Source organism: Wolbachia endosymbiont (group B) of Eupithecia inturbata, assembly GCF_964030915.1.
GTDB lineage: Bacteria > Pseudomonadota > Alphaproteobacteria > Rickettsiales > Anaplasmataceae > Wolbachia.
The window spans coordinates 834699-856632 of record NZ_OZ034987.1 but is presented as its reverse complement, the minus strand read 5'-3'; the positions used below and the strand labels follow the sequence as shown (position 1 = coordinate 856632).

Below are 21934 nucleotides of genomic sequence, written 5' to 3'. Positions count from 1 at the left end.
ATGAATTATTGTAAATTACTCGATGGAAGTAATGGCCATATAGCATATCGAAAGCTACAAGGAAAGAAGGCTTCTATAGTTTTTTTTAGTGGTTTTGCATCCAATATGGATGGAACTAAAGCAACTGCCGTTTACAAATTTTGCCAAGAAAATGATATAGCACTTGTGCTCTTTGATTATTTTGGCCATGGTAATTCAAGTGGTGATTTTGCTGATTATACAATAAGTGATTGGCAAAAAAATTGTGCTAAAGTGATAAGTGAATTAACTAGCAATAAACAAATAATTATAGGTTCAAGTATGGGAGGATGGCTGATGCTGCTCACTGCTCTTCAATTTCCAGAAAAAATTGCAGCATTAATCGGCATATCGTCTGCTCCTGATTTTACTGAAGATTTGATATTCAAGCAATTGTCAGGCAAGCAAAAAGAAGAACTAGGTTCTAAAGGTGTAATAGATTTTACTTCGGAGCATTGTGCATACAAAATAACTAAAAATCTGATCGAAGACGGTAGAAAGAACCTTCTTTTAAACAGAGAAGCAATAGATATAAACTGTCCTGTGCGCTTATTGCATAGCATTAATGATAAAGATGTTCCTTATCAAACTTCATTGAATTTAGCTGAAAAAATTAAGTCAACAGACGTTGAAGTACACTTAATAAAATCAGCAGAACACAACATGTCTGATAATCATTCACTGAAAATTTTATTTAAGACCATCAGAGAATTTTTGCCAGGAGAAATATATAATTGAAGTAATTCAGATGTGTTTGTAGTAAGGGCTGCAGTTATAGCTTCAACAGTAGGCACTACTCTTTATCACCTCAACATTTTCTCTTGGCAGTTCTTTAATAAATCGAGAAGTGCGCATTGGTTGCCACTGATTATTAATTTCCCTCCTATCTGCACATGAAATGACTAATCTTTCTTTGGCTCTGGTTATGCCGACATATGCAAGTCTTCTCTCTTCTTCTAAAGCTTTACCACTTTTATCTTCAAAAGATCTTTGATGAGGAAATAATCCTTCTTCCCAACCAGGTAAAAACACACACGGAAATTCAAGTCCTTTAGCTGCATGAAGAGTCATAACATATACAGTGTCATCGCTATTCATATTATCCACTTCCATCACCAGGCTAATGTGCTCCAAGAAGGTTATAGCGTTGTCAAAATTCTTCAAAGATGAAATGAGCTCTTTAACATTTTCTATTCGCGCTAAACCCGTCACTCCTTCACTCTCAAGCATTTCCATATATCCTGATTGATTTGCTACGATTTTAACAAATTCATGCAGTGGTTTTACGCTTACTATTTCTTCCCAAGCTTTAATTTTATTTAAAAAATCATTTAGTGAGAGTTTAATTCTTTCGGTTACTTGATCACTATTAACCAATATTTTTGCTGCCTGAAAAAAAGAAATTTTGTTATCCTGAGCAGTCGTGTATATTTTCTTTAGAGTTGTAGCTCCTATGCTTCTTTTGGGACGATTTACGATCCTTTCAAAAGCGAGATCATCATTATTATTTGTAACAAGCCTCAAATATGCAATTATATCCCTTATTTCTTGACGTTCGTAGAATTTTACGCCACTTATAATCCTATAGGGAATTGAATATTTTATAAAATACTCTTCGAGCACTCTAGTTTGAAAAGTCGCTCTTACGAGCACTGCAATGTCACTAAATCTGTATTTATTGAGCTTTAATATCTGTTCGCTTATGAACCTTGCTTCAGCTTTCCCGTCCCATAATTTTATTAGATTTACCTTTTCCCCTTCAATGTTTGTTGTCCACAACTTTTTTTCTAAGCGAGTCTTATTGTGATTGATAACATATGATGCAGTTGCAAGTATGTGGGATGTTGACCTGTAGTTACACTCCAGTTTAACGGTTTTTGGATTTTTAAAATCATCGGAAAATTTCAAAATATTTTCAACTTCTGCACCACGCCAACTGTATATCGATTGATCGTCATCTCCTACACAACAAATATTTGAGTGCTCTTTTGCAAGGTATTTTAGCCAAAGATATTGTATTGCATTTGTATCTTGATATTCATCTACCATGATATATTTAAACTTGTTTTGGTAGTAGGATAGAACCTCGGTCTTTTGATTAAAGAGTTGTATGTTATATAGCAATAAGTCACCAAAATCGACAGAGTTAAGGAATTTTAACCTTTCCTGATACTGGTGATAGACTTTGAGTGCAGTTACGTACACTGGCCTAAATGATTGAACGTCTTCCACTTCGAATGGCAGTAAACACTTCTCTTTCCATTGCTGAATAATATTCATAATGGTCTTACATTTTTCTGATAGGTAATCAGGGCTGATTTCATTCATGATGTTTTTTATTACCTGTAATTGGTCATCCACACCAATAATTGTAAAATTGGAATTTAGCTCCACGACTTCAGCATGATGACGTAGAATTTTTGCTGCAATTGCATGGAAAGTGCCAAGCCATGGTATGTTTGTGCCCGTGAGTTCAAGCACTCTTGATATCATTTCATTTGCTGCTTTGTTCGTGAATGTAACTGCTAATATTTCATCAGAATAAGCGTGACCGTTTCTAATTATGTGAGCTATTCTTGAAGTAATCGTTCTTGTTTTTCCCGTTCCCGCCCCTGCCAGTATCAAAATTGGCCCATTTAAGTTAGTTACAGCTAATTGTTGCTCTGGATTTAACAGTGAGAGATAATCGTTCATTGAAGCCCTATAGACTATAACTTCGTAAAGTTAAACCTATGATCCAAATATTGTAAAGATTTTATTGAATAGAACAGTTTAAAGAATGCTTCACTCAAGTACTACATATTTAAACGTAGGTTTTTTATCTATCTTGTTTTAGTAGCTTCAGGTGTATGTCGAGTAACAACAACTTGATTTGAGGTATTGGCACTAGAGCTTCTGCTTGTTGGTTGGATAGGTGGAGTTTTGAATGGCTTAGGCTTACGATTCAGTTCCTTCATCTCTATTTCCTCAGCTTTAACAGGAAGTTTTTCTGGAACATAGAAGTTATGTTGCGACCTGAAAGTCTTCGGTCATATTGTTTAAAAGGAGAGGAATTCATTCAGAAAGAAACTGAAAGGATTCTAAAACTTATTAAACCAGATGTTTTGCCGTCTGAGTCTACGCATCAGTGCGAATCGGGCAACCTGACCTTACCCAGAAAAAGTAGACAGAAAGTTAAGACGTTTTTGCTATGAGAATGATGAATCAAAAAGCTCAGGAATGCAATAGTTAATAGTAGAATGTCTACGCTGTTTATTATAAAAAATTTCTATATATTCAAATATTGCGGTTTTAGCTTGTTGTGCAGAGTGTTGTGAAGTATCAATGAGTAACTCTCTCTTAAGTGAACTAAAAAAGCTCTCTGAAACAGCATTATCATAACAACAACCTTTGTGACTCATACTAGAAGTAATATTTTTTGTACTTAGTAAAAATTGATAATTTTTAGAGGTGTATTGCGATCCTTGATCGCTATGAAATAGTAGATTTTTAGCAGATTTGCGCCTACCAATAGCCATGAATAACGCATCTATAACTAATTGCCTATTTACTGCATTACTCATTGACCAGCCAATCACCATGCGTGAATATAAATCTATTATTGCTGCCAAATATAACCATCCTTCATTAGTTTTTATGTACGTAATATCAGTTACCCATATCTTGTTAGGTTGATCAGCGATGAAATTCTGATTTAATATGTTAGGAGTTATAACTCTATTGTCTATTTGTGGTTTTTTACTTTTAAACTTTCGTCTAAGCTTAGCTTGAATGCCATTTTTCTGCATAACATTTTGCACTGTTTTGATGTTATAATTTTTACCTAAAGCCTTTAATTCAGCGTGAATTTTAGGAGCTCCGTATCTGCATTGTGATGCTCGATATACCTTCTGAATATCTTGTATGAGCTCTTCTCTTATTGATTTTTTGTTGTTTTTTTCCTTAGTAATCCATTTATAATAACCACAAGCAGATACGTTCAAAAATCTGCATAATTCCCGTATTTTATAGCAGTTTTCATGTTCTTTTATAAAAGAATATTTTACTCTTTTTGGTTTGCAAAATATCCCAGGGCTTTTTTTAAAATGTCTCTTTCCCTCGTTACTCTTGCCAGCTCTTTCTTTAAATCAAACTTTTCTTTGTCACAATGAGCTACTTTCCCTTTTCCTGGAAACGCATCTACTCCAGACATTCTATCATTGTATGTTTTTACCCATCTGCTTAATGAATCACCGCTAATACCCAAATCTCTTGCTATTTTTGCTGATGATTGACCTGTTTCTTTTACTAGTCTTATAGCTTCAATTTTGAATTCTGCTGTATATTCTTTTCTTTTTGTCATACCACACCTCTTTGAAAAAACGTTTTATTTTACTTCAAAAACGTCTTAACTTTCTGTCTACTTTTTCTGGGTAAGGTCAAGAATATCACAAGACAAGGAAAGTGGAATGTCAGGAAAACACCGCAGATGAAAGCACGAACAAACCTGCTACGCAAGTTGAAGGAAATATTTCGGCGCCATAAATCGCAACCGATAAAAAGAGTGATAAATGACATCAATCCGATATTGAGAGGGTGGGTAAACTACTTTAGGATAGGGAACTCTGGTCGAAAGTTCAATTACGTAAAACATTGGGTGGAAAAGAAGGTAAGACGCAACTTAATGCGAGCCAGGAAAGCAAAGAAAACCTCAGTTGCGGATTAGCCAACGAAGTAAAGCTTAGAAATGCAGGGCTTTTTCGGCTGCATGGAATATGAAACAAGCGTAGAAAAAATGTGTACCAAAAAATTTATCGGTGATCTATGTCTTGTATGCTCAATCTCAAAGTTGTTTTTCAGAGAGCCAAAAACTGTCTCAATAATCGATCTTTTTCTTAACAAAATCTTCTCATTTAGCGCCATTAATGAGTTTTTCATACCCTTTTTTATACTGGTTACAAGCTTTAACCCTCTATCGAATAATTCGTGAAAAAGATCTTTTTTGATATATCCTTTATCTCCAAACAATAATCCAGTCAATTTCTGAGTTAAATTTGGCACAGGTTTTCTATCATCAATGTTGCCTTTTGTCACCGTAACCCCTTGAATTTCGCCAGCTTCGTTGATTACTAGATGTAGTTTAAAACCGAAAAACCACCCATAGGTAGTCTTTCCAATCTTTGCCAACCCTTTGAAAACTTTATTTCTCGAGGTCCTTTTTGGATGGCAAACAGCGATAGATGTTGCATCTATGTACGAAATCCCTGTCACTTTTGACTGTTCGCAAAACCATTGCATTAAGAGCACTAAATACCATAAAACCCTAGATTTTAGCCTAATAAACCTACTATAGGATGGCAATTTTGGAAACGCTGATTCGTATAATAATTTCAAATAATGCACATAGAAAATTTTAAAATTGTCGCACTTGGATTGGTGATATAGCAATATTATGGTAAGAATCTCTGAATGCGTAATCTCTGGCGTCCTGGTTGGTTTTTTGCTACTTGGTAGAAGTTTTTCTGCAAAATTCTTGTCAACTGAATTGCAAAAATCGTCGATCAGGCAAAATAATTCTGTTATATTTTCATTCATTGGTAACCTCTCTATTTTGTAAATAATTTTCCGAGGTTACCCTATTTTCCTGGCTTTTTCACTGATTTCTAATCCGCAACTGGGGTAAGAAAGGGTTTGGGTGGAAGAAGTGGAGTAGCGAATGGATATACAAAACGCTGGATCTATATTCAGATTACAGAATAAGGTATTACAGACCGAAAGCATCACCAACACAATATGTGATAAACTTTGGTAAAGAACTTGCTAGGAAAGCGTAGTGCGGGAAAACCGCATGCTGCGTTTGACGAGGCGGGAGCTGGAAACGTTAACATGGGAATTTGGATTGAGGCCCACAGTGAAAACGACGGAATAGCCACTAAACCCTAAAGAAGGCGCGCCAGTTCTCGACCCTACAGATACGGCGAAATGCTATATCATTTTTAGGGTCGAGAAATTTAGATAAAGCCATAGCACAAATGCTTAAAAAACATTAATAATTATACAGTATTATCAGTAATTTTTCAATAAAAAAGTGGTTATATGAAAAGGCATCCATCTATTCCATTAAATCCCTAAAATCGTTGATAGAGCAAAAATGGGCTATGGCTTTGCCTAATTGGGCTCTAACTATATCTCAACTTGATATCTTTTTTCCTGATAGGTTAAAAATTGAGTTGAACTAAAAATTCGCTTTGACACACTTTTTTGAACATTCCCTAAATTATCACTTTTTCTATTCATAAATCCACCTAATTTTCCTAACCAAATAATAGCTTGTTTTATGTTTGGAGGTTCTTCTGGCAATTTGGCTACTTTATGCTCACGTATGTAAAGGGTTTTCCACTCTTCATTACTTAAAACCTTGGTACAAACCTCCATGGGATTCGATAAAGCGACTTTTGTTAAATATAAAATTTTAAATGCAATAATGCTCTTTATAGCGATTAATTTCTCTAATCTTTCTTTTGTAGCTAAACGAGAGCTTTCTACCTTACATCCTGATTTTAAAATCCTAAAATACTCCTCGATTTTCCATCTTAGCTTATACCAATTGATCCTTTCTATAGCATCTAAAGTGCTATTAACTGGTACATTAGTCAGCAAAGTCCAATCAATAGCTTCTACTCTTTCAGGAGGATTTGTTTCTTTGGCACTTACTACATATATAGCGATTTTATCACTTATTTTATGCTCTGTATCTTTCGATCCATAAATGTAAGAAGATCTGATAGGTATATAGCCTTTCATATACCTGACTTCAATGTTAGCTTTTCTTGAGATTTGGTATTTATTTTCAGCAACATTCAAAACAATTTCCCTTTTTACAGGCAGTTGAGTTATACGTGTTTGCAAATCCGTTTTTCCCCCTTCAATACAGATGAATTTCCTATTAGTTCGGTTGCGGATTACATAAAAACTATCCAATGATTCAATAGTCCATAAAAACTTAAAAATATCTGCTTCCCTATCACCAATAGTAACAAGCTGTGCACCTTCTGCGAGGTTATTTAGGGTTTCTTTTAGTGCCGCTATCCATTTATAGCTTTCTTTCTCCTTTATAGCAGTACGGTATTTCCTGTTTGCTTTTTCTTGCGCTGTTTCTTCCCTGATAGAACGTGCCCAACACTGTTGAGAAGATAGCCCTAAAGGTAATCCGTCTTTGTTAACTATTAAGGCACTGTGCAATAACAAACCCTTTTTATGTTTTGTATAGGCTTTAGAAATACTACCTAGACCCTTAGTCTTTATATGAGAGTCAAAATCCAAATAACTTGTATCTTGAACTGAAAATACAATCTCATCTCCTTTTATCCTTTCTATAGTTTCTTTATAATGGGAAGAATAAATTTCCTTAGCTTCAAGCTTTTCATTGCTAAATAATCTGTATGCACCTTTAGCTTCTTTCCATCCTACACAGCTTTGATTAATTGACCCAGACGCCTTATTCTCTATTAAATAGCTTGTTTTAATAAGTCTTTTATTAAGCCTTACATCTCCCAGATTAACATGTCTCAACTCTTTTTCTAGCCATTTATCTCCTAAGCCATCAGCACATTGTACATTTCTATTTACTTCACACATTTTTACCTCATCTTACTCAGTATATTTTTCTCTATCTTACTTGCTTTTTATACTTGTGGGTAAAAGTGAGCCTAATACCCAGTTAATATCCTTTCCACCAATTCTTTTACTGTCGGTACGTAGCCATTCTCATAAAATGGGTCTTGCTTAAATCTGTAAACATTGTGTCCAGAAAACATGAGTTCATTTTCAACATTGCCGTCATGTACAATGTTTTGCAGTGTCTTTTGTATACAGAAACTCCGTGGATCTGGCTTTCGCCCTGTTGAATGGTCACCATGATCTTTCCAATTGCTAAACAGACAATGGCTCAAACATCCCATGCAATTAATTTGATCTTGTCTTATCTCCGCAAATTTGCTTGGTGTCACAAAAATAACAGTTGTATCTGGAGTTTTCATTGCCTCTGTATAACCTTCCTGAGTCCACTTATCTGCCAGTTCTTTGTCTTGTGCAGTAAGGTAAATCTTTCTACCTCTGCTGCCCATTGCAAATTCATTGTTAAACTCTCCGCTTGCACTTTCCGAAAATTTTATTTTACGTGAATTCCTCTCCTGTAGCTCACGTATGAAGTTATTTCTTACTGCAGATGAGTAAAACCCTGTTGGACTAAATTTGTTTAAAAATACATCACCTTCTTCTAAAGTAAGTAACTTCTTTTTCCACTCTGTAGAAATCGGGCTTTCTTTTGTTAAAAGTGGACGAGTACCAAGCTGAAAAGCTATTGGTCCGATTTGTAAATTGTCAAACCAATGTTCCCAATCCTTCAAATGCCACACTCCCCCTGCCATAACAATTGGCGTTTCAGCAAGACCAACTTCGTTCATGAAAGATCTAAGCTCTGCAACTCTTTCAAATGGAGCCTGTAGTAATTCCGGATCTTCACTATTACTTAGTCCATTGTGACCACCAGCAAGCCACGGATCCTCGTATACTACTCCACCAAGTAAAAAAGAAGATATTTTTTGGTAAGCACGTTTCCATAACGCTTTAAAAGCGCGTGCTGATGAGATAATAGGGTAATAATAAACTTGATATTTAGCTGCAATTTCTCCGAGTCTGTAAGGCATACCAGCACCGCAAGTGATGCCATGAACTAAGCCTTTTGCTTTTTCTAATATACCATGAAGTACATGTTCTGCTGCCCCCATTTCCCAAAGCACATTCATATGTACTCTCCCATGGCCTTTTGATATTTCATTTGCTATTTTTACTTGACTAACTCCAGCCTCAATGCTATATTTAATTAATTCTTCGTGCTTTTCATTTCTTGTTTTACCTTTATAAATTAGTGGTACCAGCTCGCCATTGCCATCGATAAGTTTAGCATTTGCACCAGAAAACGTACCAACAGCATCCGCTGCAGCAAATGCCCCACTTGATCCTCCATCACTGATTGCAATACCTTTACCGCCCTCAATGATTGGCCACACTTCTTTCCCTGAAATCACTATCTTTTTTATCTTATCTTTCAAAATTTCCTCTTAATCTTTCACTCTATTTTACTTAATTACTAAAAAAATAATAGCTTTTCTTTTTATACCTATGCATTCAGTTTTAAATAGGCATAGGAGATGCTATAAATATAGTTTTATAAGAAATTTGCTATATGATCATAGGTTTAACAGGTGGGATTGCAGTTGGAAAGAGCTTTGTAGCCAATTGCTTTAAAGAATTTGGTGCCGCTTTGTTTGATGCCGACTCTGTCGTGCACCAGCTTTATAAAGTGGACAAAAACATAATAAGTTATGCAGAAGAAAAATTTCCTGGGGTGGTAGTAAATGGTAAAATAGACAGAGCAGTATTGTCTGAATATTTTTTAGCCTATGATGAAAATTGGAAACAATTCCAATCTTTAGTGCATTCCGTTGTGCGAAATGAATTAGAAATTTTTATTGCTCAGGAGAAAAAAAATGATAGAAAATCTCTAGTTCTAGACATTCCACTCTTGCTGGAAACAAGATTCCGTTTATATTGCGATTTTATTGTTTTTATCCATGCAGATAGCGCTGTACAAGCTCAAAGGCTCAGTGAGCGTAATATGGATAAAGAAAAGCTGAATCTAATGTCCAGTATTCAGCTACCTATTGAAGAAAAAAGGCAAATGAGTGATTTCATCATCGATACCAGCGCAAATGTTTTTTCTCAAGTGAAAAAAATAGTGGATTCATTAAACCTAAACACGTAGCTTTACGTCATACCGTCACTTGGCCGCTAACAAGCAGCGGGATGACGGTTGTCAGGGTAGCTGTCATCCCAGTAGCCTCCCTCTCCTGTCATCCCAGTGCTTGACACTGGGATCTAGCTTTTTGGTAATTTTATCGAAAATGTTTGCTCGTTTACAATCAATTTTCCTGGATCCCAGTGTCTGGGCACTTGGGATGACACCCTACTTAACCGTCATACCGCCGCGGTATCTCTTAGCCACTAACACGTAGCGGGATGACGATTGTCGATAAATCTAAGTTACTTTAGCAACAGTTATTCTCCACCAGATTACTCCGAATTTTAGCTGTACTATCAGCAGATTTTACCATTAAAATCTCAAACCTTGAGCCTGCGTTCAAAAATGATTCAACTGACTTACCGAAAAAATCATATCTCCACCCCTTGAATAGTTTATCTATCTGCCCAGATATTGAACCAGCTAACTCATCTTTTGATGAAACTAACTTTCTTGATATGTTATTTTCCTTACATTTGCTCTCTAAAATAATCGAGAGTATATCAAATACAGATTTATCATAATTATCTGACAGAGTATAATTTTGCTGCACAAACTCCTTCTCATTCTCATTGAAAATATTCATAAATTCTAATAAATCTTCCTCTTTTATATTTTTTGTGTTCCTCTCAAGATCATCTAAAACCTCGTCAATACGCTCCACATTTTTTTCAATAAGACCAATTATTACAGCATTATTAATTACTTTATTACGATTGATGTTATAGCGTTGTGCTAAAGTCTCTTGCCACTCACTCACTGCTTTAACAACTAACATTAGCCTCGGATTTGCTTCATAGTTAAATTTAATCCTCCTCCATGCATCTTTTGGACTATGCAAATACTTATTTATATCAACCAATAATTCCATCTCTTCTTGAAACCAACTCATCCTATTACTTTCTTCAAGTTTATTGCACAATATTTGGTATAGATCATATAGATATACCACGTCGTTTATTGCATAGTCTAGTTGATCCTCAGACAATGGACGCCTTAACCAGTCTGAATTTTTAGCTTTAATTTTATCCAGTGCTATTCCTTGATATTGCTCTACTACTTTTGAATAACCAATAAAGTCATGATAATAATGGCAAAACATAGCAGCAACTTGGGTATCAAAAATAGGAGTGGGAACACATTTAAACACAGTGAGTAAGGATTCTATATCCTGCCGGCAGCTATGAAACACTTTGATTATTCCCTGATTTAGCATCATTTTCTTAATGAATGATAAATCAATTTCTGGCACTAATGCATCTACAATAAAACTCTTCTCTCCGTAAGAAATTTGAATTAACGATAATTTTGGGTAGTAGGTTAAATTATTTCTAATGAACTCCGTGTCAATTGCTATAAATTTTGGATCTTTTTCCATCAATTCTTTACATGCATTTTCCAGTTCCGATGTCGTACTAATTAGCATATATTTTTTATTCAGTGGCTATATTTTACCACTTATATTAAATCTTTACAATTGATTGAAATTGAGAGCACAATTGTATAATAACTAACTCTTCTGTAAATATACAGTTTTGCCAGACACAACGGTACGTACTACGTGCCCTTTCACTTTGCGTCCACCGAAAGGCGAATTCTTTGATTTACTAGCAAAGTTGTCAACTTTAATTTCCCATTCATGATCCAAATCAACTAAAATTAAGTCCGCTACAAGGTTTTTCTGTATGCGGCCACGTGGCATATGTATGATATCTGCAGGCTTATATGTCAATTTTGCAAGCACATCAAGTAGACCCATTTGTCCACTATGATATAGTTCAAGTGAAAGGGGCAGCATTGTTTCAAGGCCAATAATACCAAATGCAGCATTTTCAAGTGGCAGATCTTTAGAACTAAGATCATGCGGAGCATGATCGGTTGCAATGCAATCAATCACACCTGTCTTTAAACCTTCAATCATAGCTAAACGATCCTCTTCAGTGCGAAGCGGCGGGTTCATTTTTGCGATTGCTCCGTGTTGTTTTACTATATCTTCAGTTAAAGTAAAGTGATGAGGAGTTACTTCACACGTAACATTTAATCCCAAATCTTTTGCACGTTTAATAGCATCAAGTGAATCTTTTGAAGAGACATGTAAAATATGGTAGTGTACATTTTCTATGTTCTTCATTAGCAGTATATCACGAGTTACCATAACCGATTCCGATGCACTCAAGATTCCCTTTACTCCCAATTCTTCAGAAATCTTACCCTCGTTAATTACGCCACCAGCAGATAGATTCAAATCCTCTGCGTGTTGAGCAATAGGAACACCAAGCATACTTGAATAAAGCAGTGCCTGTCTCATAATCATTGGATTCATAACTGGCATACCATCATCGGTGAACCCAACTGCACCTGCTTCCTTTAAGAGTGCCATTTCAGTTAATTTTTCTTCCGAAGTGGTGATTTTAGCGTAAAATTGAACATTCACATGCGAAGTTTCAAATGCTCTATATTTCAAATACTTAGCGAAGACAACACTATCAATCGCTGGAACAGTGTTTGGCTGGCAAACTACAGTTGTAACGCCCCCTGCAGCTGCAGATTTGCTGCCTGTATGTATAGTTTCTTTATGCTCTTGACCTGGTTCACGAAAATGTACGTGAATGTCAATAAGGCCTGGCATTAGAACAAGCCCTTTACAGTCTATTATTTCATCAACTCCACTTGTTGAAAATAATGATTCGCCAAAATCAACAATTTTACCCCCTTCAGTCAATAATGAACCTTTTATATCAAGTTTAGTTTCCGGGTCAATAATACGAGCATTGGTATACGCAATTTTATAGCCTTCCTTTTGCCCTGTCTGCAATAAATTCCAAATCATATTTGAGTATCGATTATAAAATAAATCTAAAGTTTTTTTAGTAAAATACAACCAAATTAAAGTGATGATATAAAACTAGCAATAAAGAATATTTAAATTAATACTCAAGCAGCTATTCTATAACTACCATTTTCGATTTCAACGTTATTAAGTGCGGTATTTGCGTTATAAGAACAGTAACATCCTACTGCAAGAAAAGTTAATGCAGCTACAGCAAGCGAAACACACATTGCTAAATGAACCATTGTTAGACTTGTACCAACAGCAAATGCTCCAGATAATACAAAAGAAACAGAAGCATAATTACCTTGCCTTTTACTATAAATTTTTGCTTTCAAGAATTTTTCATTTAGCTCTTCATCCTTGCTTTCAGATTGTTTCTGTTGAGTTACTTCATCAGTTAGACCTTGCCTTGTATCATTCAGCTGCCCTTCCGGTTCTGTCGCATCTATAAACCATAGGAAAGAAGATCATTAAAGGTGGGATTATAGGAGTTATGAAGCCATTAACATAGCAAAATTCTCAAAAGTAGAAACATTATTTTAATAATTTGTCTTTTTTGAATCATACGAATATTTTCTATGCCTGTGATGGTAATCTTTGCGGAATGGAAGCTTTTAAACCCAAGCATTGGCTTTATTAGTTTTTTGATAAATCTATCAACAATATTATTTAGATATTTTATTTGAAGAACTGTAATCTTCAGAAATTTCTGCATTCAAATCATCAAGAGCAGCAGTATTACTGCCGCTTTTATCAATTACAATTTTCTCAGGAAGATAGTTACTCCTGAAGGCTTTACGAAAGAATGCAAGTGCTGCAGACTTGTCTCTACTAACACACAAGAGGAAGTCTACAATATATAAATAAACCCATTTACCGTTAATTGGGAATGTTCAAAAAAGTGTGTCAAACCGAGAAATAAAAATAAAATAGAAACAAAAAATAGAGGTTTGATATATGAGTTACAAAATAGAAAATGGAACGACTGGCCTGGTAGATTACAAAGAGCTGGAAGCAAATATACTGTCATCAATAAGGGAAGGTAAACCATTGATGGGGAGAGATGGAGCATTAACACCATTTGTAAAAAGGCTGCTGGAAGCAAGTCTAGAAGGTGAAATAGAGCATCATTTATCCAATGAAAGAGAAGAAAAGAATCGAAGAAACGGAAAGAATGGCAAAACTTTGAAGACGAGTATTTGAACTATTGACACCAAGAGATAGAGAGGGAAGTTTCGAACCACAGATAGTGAAAAAAAGGCAAACAAGCTTACATCCAGAACTTGAAACAAAGGTCTTGAACATGTTTGCAAGCGGTGTGGGATACAGGGATATAGCATCCTATGTGGAAGAAATCTATGACCATAAAATATCTGCAGCAGAGATATCTGGAATTACAGATAAATTACTGCCTATAATCAATGAATGGAGGAGTCGTCCCCTACAATCAGTATACCCGATAGTATTTATGGATGGGATGTTTTTTAAGGTCAAAGAGAATGGACATTGCATAAGTAAATGCATGTACAATATATTAGGAATAGACCAAAATGGCAGAAAAGAAGTACTGGGTTTTTACTTAGCAGAAAGTGAGGGAGCTAACTTCTGGCTAGGCGTATTAAATGACTTAAAAGAGAGAGGAGTAGAAGACATTTTGATAGCTTGTGTTGACGGTCTGAAAAGCTTCCCTACAGCTATAAATAGCGTATTTCCCAATGCTGAGGTACAGTTATGCATTGTGCACCAAATAAGAAATTCACTAAAATACGTATCCAGCAAAGATATAAAAGTTTTTATGAATGATTTGAAAAAAATATACCGTGCTACAAGTAGAGAAATCGCCGAAAATTATTTACTTGAACTGGAGGAAAAATGGGGTGAAAAATATCCTTTAGTCATAAAATCGTGGCAAAACAATTGGGAAAATTTGTCTAGTTATTTTAAGTATTCTGGCCCTGTTAGAAGGCTAATTTATACCACCAATCCAATTGAGGGGTTGCACAGACAAATCAGAAAATTTACTAAAACCAAAGGTTCATTTACCAGTACAAATGCCTTGTACAAATTGGTATATTGTGCTATAAAAAAGATAGAGCAAAAATGGGCTATGGCTTTGCCTAATTGGGCTCTAACTATATCTCAACTTGATATCTTTTTTCCTGATAGGTTAAAAATTGAGTTGAACTAAAAATTCGCTTTGACACACTTTTTTGAACATTCCCTAAAGGTATTTTTCACCCCATTTTTCCTCCAGTTCAAGTAAATAATTTTCGGCGATTTCTCTACTTGTAGCACGGTATATTTTTTTCAAATCATTCATAAAAACTTTTATATCTTTGCTGGATACGTATTTTAGTGAATTTCTTATTTGGTGCACAATGCATAACTGTACCTCAGCATTGGGAAATACGCTATTTATAGCTGTAGGGAAGCTTTTCAGACCGTCAACACAAGCTATCAAAATGTCTTCTACTCCTCTCTCTTTTAAGTCATTTAATACGCCTAGCCAGAAGTTAGCTCCCTCACTTTCTGCTAAGTAAAAACCCAGTACTTCTTTTCTGCCATTTTGGTCTATTCCTAATATATTGTACATGCATTTACTTATGCAATGTCCATTCTCTTTGACCTTAAAAAACATCCCATCCATAAATACTATCGGGTATACTGATTGTAGGGGACGACTCCTCCATTCATTGATTATAGGCAGTAATTTATCTGTAATTCCAGATATCTCTGCTGCAGATATTTTATGGTCATAGATTTCTTCCACATAGGATGCTATATCCCTGTATCCCACACCGCTTGCAAACATGTTCAAGACCTTTGTTTCAAGTTCTGGATGTAAGCTTGTTTGCCTTTTTTTCACTATCTGTGGTTCGAAACTTCCCTCTCTATCTCTTGGTGTCAATAGTTCAAATACTCGTCTTCAAAGTTTTGCCATTCTTTCCGTTTCTTCGATTCTTTTCTTCTCTTTCATTGGATAAATGATGCTCTATTTCACCTTCTAGACTTGCTTCCAGCAGCCTTTTTACAAATGGTGTTAATGCTCCATCTCTCCCCATCAATGGTTTACCTTCCCTTATTGATGACAGTATATTTGCTTCCAGCTCTTTGTAATCTACCAGGCCAGTCGTTCCATTTTCTATTTTGTAACTCATATATCAAACCTCTATTTTTTGTTTCTATTTTATTTTTATTTCTCGGTTTGACACACTTTTTTGAACATTCCCAATACAATGTTTTCGATGATTATAAAAAAGCTGGATGAGCTACTTGCATGACACCTTTGTAGCCTTCTCTTTTCATCCCAGTACCTGCTCAAGTAACTGACACTGGTTCCCTTTATGATGGTGTTATCCGAGTAGCTCATCCAGCTTTTTATCAGGAACGTTGATTACTCTTTATTCTTCGCCCTTCCTGCACGCTTACGTTCATTTGGATCGAGGAACTTCTTACGCAAACGTATAGATTTTGGAGTTACTTCTACCAATTCATCATCGTCTATATATGCTATCATATCCTCCAGTGTCATTATTTTTGGTGGAGTAAGCTTTATAGCTTCATCGCTACCTGAAGCTCTTACGTTTGTTAATTGCTTACCTTTAAGTACATTTATTTCTAAATCATTGTCACGACTATGCTGACCGACAATCATACCACAATATACCTTATCTTGTGGCTTAACAAACATAATTCCCCTATCTTGCAGATTGAAAATTGCATACGCTACTGCTTCGCCTTTGTCTGTTGAAATTAAAACCCCATTACGCCTTCCGGAAATTGAACCTTTATGTGGAGCATAACTGTGAAATAAACGGTTGATTATACCAGTGCCGCGAGAATCAGTTAAAAATTCTCCTTGATAGCCAATTAATCCCCTTGATGGCACTAAAAATGTCAACCTAGTTCTGCCACTACCAGAAGGTCTCATGTCAGTTACTTCACCTTTTCGAAAGCTAAGTTTTTCCATGATGATTCCACTATACTCATCATCTACATCAATTACTACTTCCTCTATAGGTTCAAGTTTTTTGCCATCTTCTTCTTTAAACAGCACTCGAGGCCGTGAAACTGAAAGTTCAAAACCTTCCCTTCTCATATTTTCAATCAGTACCCCAAGCTGCAACTCACCACGTCCACCTACTTCAAATGCTTCACCACTTGGAGCCAAAGTTACAGTAATTGCAACGTTTGTTTCTGCTTCTGCATATAAACGATCTTTTATAACAGTTGAGGTAAGTTTTGTTCCCTCTTGCCCAGCAAAAGGTGAGTCATTAACGCTTATAGTAATCGCCATTGTTGGCGGGTCAACTGGAGTTGAGCTGATCGCAGTTGTAACTTCTGGTGCTGCTATAGTGTCTGAAACTGAAGCTTTCTCAAGTCCTGCAATGGCAATGATATCACCAGCTACAGCTTGCTCTACTGGAACGCGTTTTAAGCCAGAAAATGAGAGTAACTTAGTTAATCTCCCTCGCTCAACCACTTGACCATCAAGATCAATTACCTTAAGATCTGAGTTAACTTGCGCGATTCCTTGGTAGATCTTTCCTGTCAATATTCTGCCAAGAAATTTATCAGATTCAAGTAAAGTAACTAGCATAGCAAAAGGTGCATTTTGATCATAAACGGAAGGTTTTATGTAATCTATCACCGTTGAAAATAATGGGCTTAAATCTTTTCTCTCATCAGATAGCTCCTTAGCACACCAACCATTTCTACCTGAAGCATAGAGTACTGGAAAATCTAGTTGCTCGTTGGTTGCATCAAGGTTAAAAAATAACTCATATATTTCATTTAGTACTTCATCAATTCTGCTATCTGGTCGATCAACCTTATTGATTATCACAATCGGTTTTAAATTTGCCTTTAGTGCTTTTGACAACACAAACTTAGTCTGTGGCATTGGACCTTCTGCAGCATCAACCAGTAGTAATACACCATCTGCCATGCAGAGCACCCTTTCCACTTCTCCACCAAAATCCGCATGTCCTGGTGTATCAATGATATTGATTTTCTCATCACCCCACATTATTGACGTACATTTTGCAAGTATTGTAATCCCACGTTCACGTTCTTGATCACCACTATCCATCACTCGTTCTTGAACTTCTTGATTCTCACGAAACGTGCCACTTTGTTTTAACATGTTATCAAGTAAAGTAGTTTTTCCGTGGTCAACGTGTGCAATTATTGCAATATTACGGATTGATTTAAATTCACTCATTTCTTATCATTTCAAATTTAATTTAATAACAAGTATACGTATAATATATTTAGAGTAAATAACTAAAGCCGTGCTTTCAGAGTATTTTAGGCAGATCATGGAACTCTAACAAAAAGGTTTCATGTTCGCTGTACTTTGTAGCAACTAACACCAAGACAAAGAAGAATCTTGCTTTAGCAGTACATTTATATAAAATTAAAATAAACTAAAGTAATCATTTAAATGCTAACAAGATTCGCTCCAAGCCCAACTGGCTACCTACATGTAGGAAACATACGCACTGCACTCATTTGTTGGATGTACACACGTAATCAAAATGGAAAATTTTTACTACGTTTTGATGATACTGATCTTGAGCGTTCAGATATCAAATATGTAGATAATATCATAGAAGACCTAAAATGGATTGGCATAAATTGGAATTCAAGTTTTAAGCAATCAGAGCGTTTTGAGCGCTATAACGAGGTGTTCTTACAGTTAATGAAAGAAGGTCATATTTATGCATGTTATGAAACAAGAGAAGAATTAGACACTAAACGAAAATTGCAATTAAAACAAGGTCTTCCCCCTATTTACAATAAAGGTGCGTTGCTTCTAACTGAGCAAGAGAAAATTCGTTATGAGCAAGAAGGACGAAAACCACATTTCAGATTTAAATTGGATAGAAATAAAACTGTAAAATGGAATGATGAAGTTAAAGGCGAAATAAATATTGCAACAATTCATATCAGCGATCCTGTAGTAAAAAGAGAAGATGGAATTTATACGTACATGCTACCTTCTGTTATTGATGACATTGACTTTAATGTAACCCATGTTGTACGCGGGGAAGATCATGTAACTAATACCGCAGTTCAGATTCAAATGATTCAAGCATTAAAAGCGAAAATTCCTATCTTTGCCCACCTTCCCCTACTACACTTTGATGATAGCAAAATATCGAAACGGAAAGGTGGGTTGGATATTAAGTCCATAAGAGAAGATGAGATTGAGCCAATGGCGCTAACTAGCTATTTAGCAAAACTTGGCACATCTGATCCAATAGAAGCTCATGTTGATATGCAGCCTTTACTTGACTCATTTGATATCAAAAAATTTAGCTCAGCATCTTTACAATTCAGCTTGAGTGAAATGTATAAGCTAAATAGCAAAGTGCTGCAACAAATGCCATTTGAAATGGTGCAAGATCGTTTAAGTCAAATTGGTTCAGAGTTTTGGTATTTTATAAGAAACAACATAAACAGGTTTTCTGAGGTGGCCAAATGGTGGCAAGTATGTAAATCCAATATAGAGCCCGTGGTTATTAATAAAGAATTTATAAAAATAGCGCTAAGCACATTACCTCAAGGTGATTGTAATGAAAATACGTTATCAGAATGGGTTAAAAATATTCGACAGACAGTTGATATAAAGGCAAAAGATCTATTTATGCAGTTGCGCCTCGCTTTAACAGGAACAGAAACAGGTCCAGAACTCGCTAAATTATTAATTTTTATCGGTAGAGAGAGCATTGTTGCAAGGTTAGAAGAAAATCATACAAAAGGTTTAAATGCACCGAATGTATTTGAATGACACCAATAGTTAATCTCATGCTGAAAGATCATTTTATGATTCAGATCAGTTCTTTTACAGGTCACTTCCAAGCTCATCAAATTTTCTAAGATCTTCTTAAGTTCTGAAAGTTGCAAACTTTTCAAATGAGATTTAAAACTCTGCAATTGTTTGAAGAACAATGGAGGACTCAGCTGGTCAATTGCAGCTTGTTCATTCATTCCATTTTGTATTAACAGCAAAACGCTTTCTAGCCGTAGAAAATAATTTGATATAATACGGATTAATGCTATCGGTGAAAAATTCTCTTGTAATATCAATACATCGGAAATTTTGATGAATTGTCCCATGTCTTTACTCACTATTGCAGAGCACAGATTATCAAGTGTAACATAATCATTGCCGGAGGTTGAAAAGCATAGATCTATATCAGCAAGTTTAAGATCTTTTCTTTTTCCTAGATATAAAACTAATTTTTCAAGCTCTGAATATATAGGCAGTTTGCTATGATTAAAATAAGACTGCAAGTGGTAGATTATCTCACTTGTGCACTCTATATCATTTTGTTTCAAGTAACTTGATATAATATCACAAAGATTACTACCGCTGTCCTTATAGCAGGTAATGACACCGAAAATTTTTGAGCTTTCCATATAACTTTTAGTTGTAGAACTATATGGAAGATCATTTGCGATCATTACTATATAATGATCGCCTATATTATGATCCAATATGTTTCTTAACTCTTTAGATATACTTCCACTGACATTTATCAGCTTAACTAACCTTTTTTTAGTAAACATCGAAATGTTTGCCAACTCGGAAAATAACAAGCCAGGCGACTTATTCACTACTGCAAAATCCATCACCTGAACTGAATACTCATTCAAGTTGGCAATTATTTTCTGTACAAAAATATCGACCTTACTATTGTCACTCCCATGAATTAATACACCACTTAAAGTATCGGGTTTCTCAAGGAATTTTTTAACTTTAGATGGCGTGATTCTCATGCCATCTATATTATATGATCACTATTTGGTGGTACATCATTTGATTGCACATCAGTTTCCAACAATTCTGAGCTTTCTTGATTTGCTGTATTCTGCATATCATCAGACACTTCTTTCTTTCCCGTAACATAATTATAAAAATTTTTTATAGGCTGTCCTATATATCTAGAAAAAAATCCTTCGGCCATATCTTTCACTCCACAAATTAACAATTAGCACATAAAAACAACGTAGCAAAAACTACTTTACGCTCAGATAGTTACACTCATTTGTTAATGAATTATGAACTTCCGAGACCAAAATTAAGTCGATCTACTTAACACCAATCTTATAAAATAAGCAATGATTAAATACACAGCTGCGATAAGTATAATTGCAGGTCCAGTTAATAAGTCAAAACTTGCAGATAATATCAAACCTGATACTCCAGAAATCACAGAAAAAACTGTTGCAACAATAATCATTTGCATTGGAGTTTTTGAAATGAGTCTTGCTGATGCAGCAGGTATTAACAAAAATGCAGCAATGAGTAATATTCCTATTAATTGAGCAGAAATTGCAATAAAGATAGCGAGTATAATCAAAAATTCTAGCCTAACAAAATTAACATGTACTTTCTCAACTGTTGCCAAATCTTGATTAATCGAAATCATCAGCCAATAGCGCCATCTAAATATTAATATCAAAGTAACTATTACGGAGGTTAGAAAAATTGATATTATATTACTTTGGTCAATCATTAATATGTCACCAAAAAGTGAGCTAATAATACTATTATTACCTGATGGAAGAAAAGACATAAGTATTAAACTCGATGATAAAACTACATTGGTAACTATGTTCAATATCGTATCAGCAGAGTATAATTTATTAAAATTAAGAGAAAGTAGTATAGCAAACATAATTGCAATGAGCATTATACTTACCGATGGGCTGATATTAAAGATCAAAGCAAGTGCAATACCAAGCAATGAAGAATGGGACAAACTATCACCCAAATACGATAACCTTTGCCATATCATAAATGACCCTAGAGCTCCTGTGACTAGGCTAATCATAATTACCGCAATTAGACTGTTTATAAAAAAACTCTGTGTAAATATCTCTAACATGCTATCAGATAACTGACAACAAATCTATCTTCAGATATTAAAACGTTATGGGTTCTGCATGCAGAACCCGTCGTCATAAATTCAAAATTTAAATTCTTTTGCTCCATAAGATAAGACTTCATTGAACAATCGCGTATCTTACCAGTACCTATTATCAAAATCTCTATTTCCTCTGTTAAAAAAGATTTAAAATACTCCTTGTTATTTATATCACTTTCTTTCAATTCAATCACCTTTTCAGGAAAAATTATAATTGAGCCATGATATTCTTGATTATTTACCCAAAATCTTTCTTCCCTGTAACCATCTATAAGATTTTTCTTCTTGGAAATTAAGGGCATA

At 35.1% G+C, this 21934-nt stretch carries 15 protein-coding genes and 5 pseudogenes; 5 read left to right on the top strand and 15 right to left on the bottom strand.

Going from position 1 to position 21934, the window contains the following annotated elements:
- Nucleotides 1-756, top strand: a complete 756-nt coding sequence (locus tag ACQH21_RS04140) for an alpha/beta hydrolase (protein ID WP_007302377.1) — start codon at nt 1-3, stop codon at nt 754-756.
- Nucleotides 757-798: 42 nt separating this feature from the next.
- Here ACQH21_RS04140 and ACQH21_RS04135 read toward each other — a convergent pair whose 3' ends face one another.
- Nucleotides 799-2712 (bottom strand): ATP-dependent helicase, encoded by a 1914-nt coding sequence (locus ACQH21_RS04135; protein WP_425383944.1) that lies wholly within the window; start codon nt 2710-2712, stop codon nt 799-801.
- Nucleotides 2713-3206: 494 nt separating this feature from the next.
- Nucleotides 3207-4360, bottom strand: a pseudogene (locus ACQH21_RS04130) (IS3 family transposase).
- A gap of 126 nt (nt 4361-4486) precedes the next feature.
- Here ACQH21_RS04130 and ACQH21_RS04125 point away from each other — a divergent pair.
- Nucleotides 4487-4723, top strand: coding sequence for a group II intron maturase-specific domain-containing protein (locus ACQH21_RS04125; RefSeq protein ID WP_425383943.1), 237 nt, complete (start codon nt 4487-4489; stop codon nt 4721-4723).
- On the opposite strand, the gene ACQH21_RS04120 is transcribed toward ACQH21_RS04125, so the two are convergent.
- The 3 genes and pseudogenes from ACQH21_RS04120 to ACQH21_RS04110 form a co-directional block, all read right to left on the bottom strand.
- Complete coding sequence (locus ACQH21_RS04120; protein WP_425383942.1) at nt 4720-5592, bottom strand: IS982 family transposase; 873 nt, start codon at nt 5590-5592, stop codon at nt 4720-4722. The two genes, ACQH21_RS04125 and ACQH21_RS04120, sit on opposite strands and share 4 nt — an antisense overlap.
- 741 nt (nt 5593-6333) lie before the next feature.
- Nucleotides 6334-7635: pseudogene (locus tag ACQH21_RS04115) on the bottom strand (IS4 family transposase); the annotation flags it as partial.
- 71 nt (nt 7636-7706) lie between these two features.
- Entirely contained in the window at nt 7707-9110 is a 1404-nt protein-coding gene (locus ACQH21_RS04110) for an NAD(P)H-dependent flavin oxidoreductase (protein WP_425384538.1), read from the bottom strand.
- 134 nt (nt 9111-9244) lie between these two features.
- On the opposite strand from ACQH21_RS04110, the gene coaE reads away from it, so the two are divergent.
- Nucleotides 9245-9823, top strand: a complete 579-nt coding sequence (gene coaE / locus ACQH21_RS04105; protein WP_264375848.1) for a dephospho-CoA kinase — start codon at nt 9245-9247, stop codon at nt 9821-9823.
- Nucleotides 9824-10106: 283 nt separating this feature from the next.
- Here the strand turns inward: coaE and ACQH21_RS04100 are convergent, their stop codons facing one another.
- From ACQH21_RS04100 to ACQH21_RS04085, 4 genes and pseudogenes are all read right to left on the bottom strand, one after another.
- Nucleotides 10107-11285 (bottom strand): ribonuclease D, encoded by a 1179-nt coding sequence (locus ACQH21_RS04100; protein WP_029237687.1) that lies wholly within the window; start codon nt 11283-11285, stop codon nt 10107-10109.
- Nucleotides 11286-11369: 84 nt separating this feature from the next.
- Entirely contained in the window at nt 11370-12689 is a 1320-nt protein-coding gene (locus ACQH21_RS04095) for a dihydroorotase (protein WP_264686463.1), read from the bottom strand.
- Nucleotides 12690-12793: 104 nt separating this feature from the next.
- Nucleotides 12794-13027, bottom strand: coding sequence for a TomO hydrophobic C-terminal domain-containing protein (locus ACQH21_RS04090; protein ID WP_064085884.1), 234 nt, complete (start codon nt 13025-13027; stop codon nt 12794-12796).
- A 156-nt stretch (nt 13028-13183) separates the two neighbouring features.
- Nucleotides 13184-13576: pseudogene (locus tag ACQH21_RS04085) on the bottom strand (DDE-type integrase/transposase/recombinase); the annotation flags it as partial.
- Nucleotides 13577-13649: 73 nt separating this feature from the next.
- Between ACQH21_RS04085 and ACQH21_RS04080 the strand changes: the two are divergent.
- Nucleotides 13650-14880: pseudogene (locus ACQH21_RS04080) on the top strand (IS256 family transposase).
- Nucleotides 14881-14919: 39 nt separating this feature from the next.
- Here ACQH21_RS04080 and ACQH21_RS04075 read toward each other — a convergent pair.
- Together ACQH21_RS04075 and typA are read right to left on the bottom strand one after the other, a co-directional pair.
- Nucleotides 14920-15850: pseudogene (locus ACQH21_RS04075) on the bottom strand (IS256 family transposase); the annotation flags it as partial.
- Nucleotides 15851-16086: 236 nt separating this feature from the next.
- Nucleotides 16087-17916 (bottom strand): translational GTPase TypA, encoded by a 1830-nt coding sequence (gene typA / locus ACQH21_RS04070; RefSeq protein WP_007302691.1) that lies wholly within the window; start codon nt 17914-17916, stop codon nt 16087-16089.
- Nucleotides 17917-18138: 222 nt separating this feature from the next.
- On the opposite strand from typA, the gene gltX reads away from it, so the two are divergent.
- On the top strand, nt 18139-19488 hold the full coding sequence (gene gltX, locus ACQH21_RS04065) for a glutamate--tRNA ligase (RefSeq protein WP_425384537.1): 1350 nt from the start codon (nt 18139-18141) through the stop codon (nt 19486-19488).
- Here the strand turns inward: gltX and holA are convergent.
- The 4 genes from holA to ACQH21_RS04045 form a co-directional block, all read right to left on the bottom strand.
- Entirely contained in the window at nt 19449-20480 is a 1032-nt protein-coding gene (gene holA, locus ACQH21_RS04060) for a DNA polymerase III subunit delta (protein WP_265030454.1), read from the bottom strand. The genes gltX and holA overlap by 40 nt on opposite strands.
- 5 nt (nt 20481-20485) lie before the next feature.
- Entirely contained in the window at nt 20486-20668 is a 183-nt protein-coding gene (locus ACQH21_RS04055; RefSeq protein WP_264374746.1) for a hypothetical protein, read from the bottom strand.
- A gap of 114 nt (nt 20669-20782) precedes the next feature.
- Nucleotides 20783-21592, bottom strand: a complete 810-nt coding sequence (locus ACQH21_RS04050; protein ID WP_007302687.1) for a metal ABC transporter permease — start codon at nt 21590-21592, stop codon at nt 20783-20785.
- Complete coding sequence (locus tag ACQH21_RS04045; RefSeq protein ID WP_007302686.1) at nt 21586-21933, bottom strand: Mth938-like domain-containing protein; 348 nt, start codon at nt 21931-21933, stop codon at nt 21586-21588. Before ACQH21_RS04045 ends, ACQH21_RS04050 begins: the two co-directional genes overlap by 7 nt.
- Between the last annotated feature and the right edge of the window lies 1 nt (nt 21934).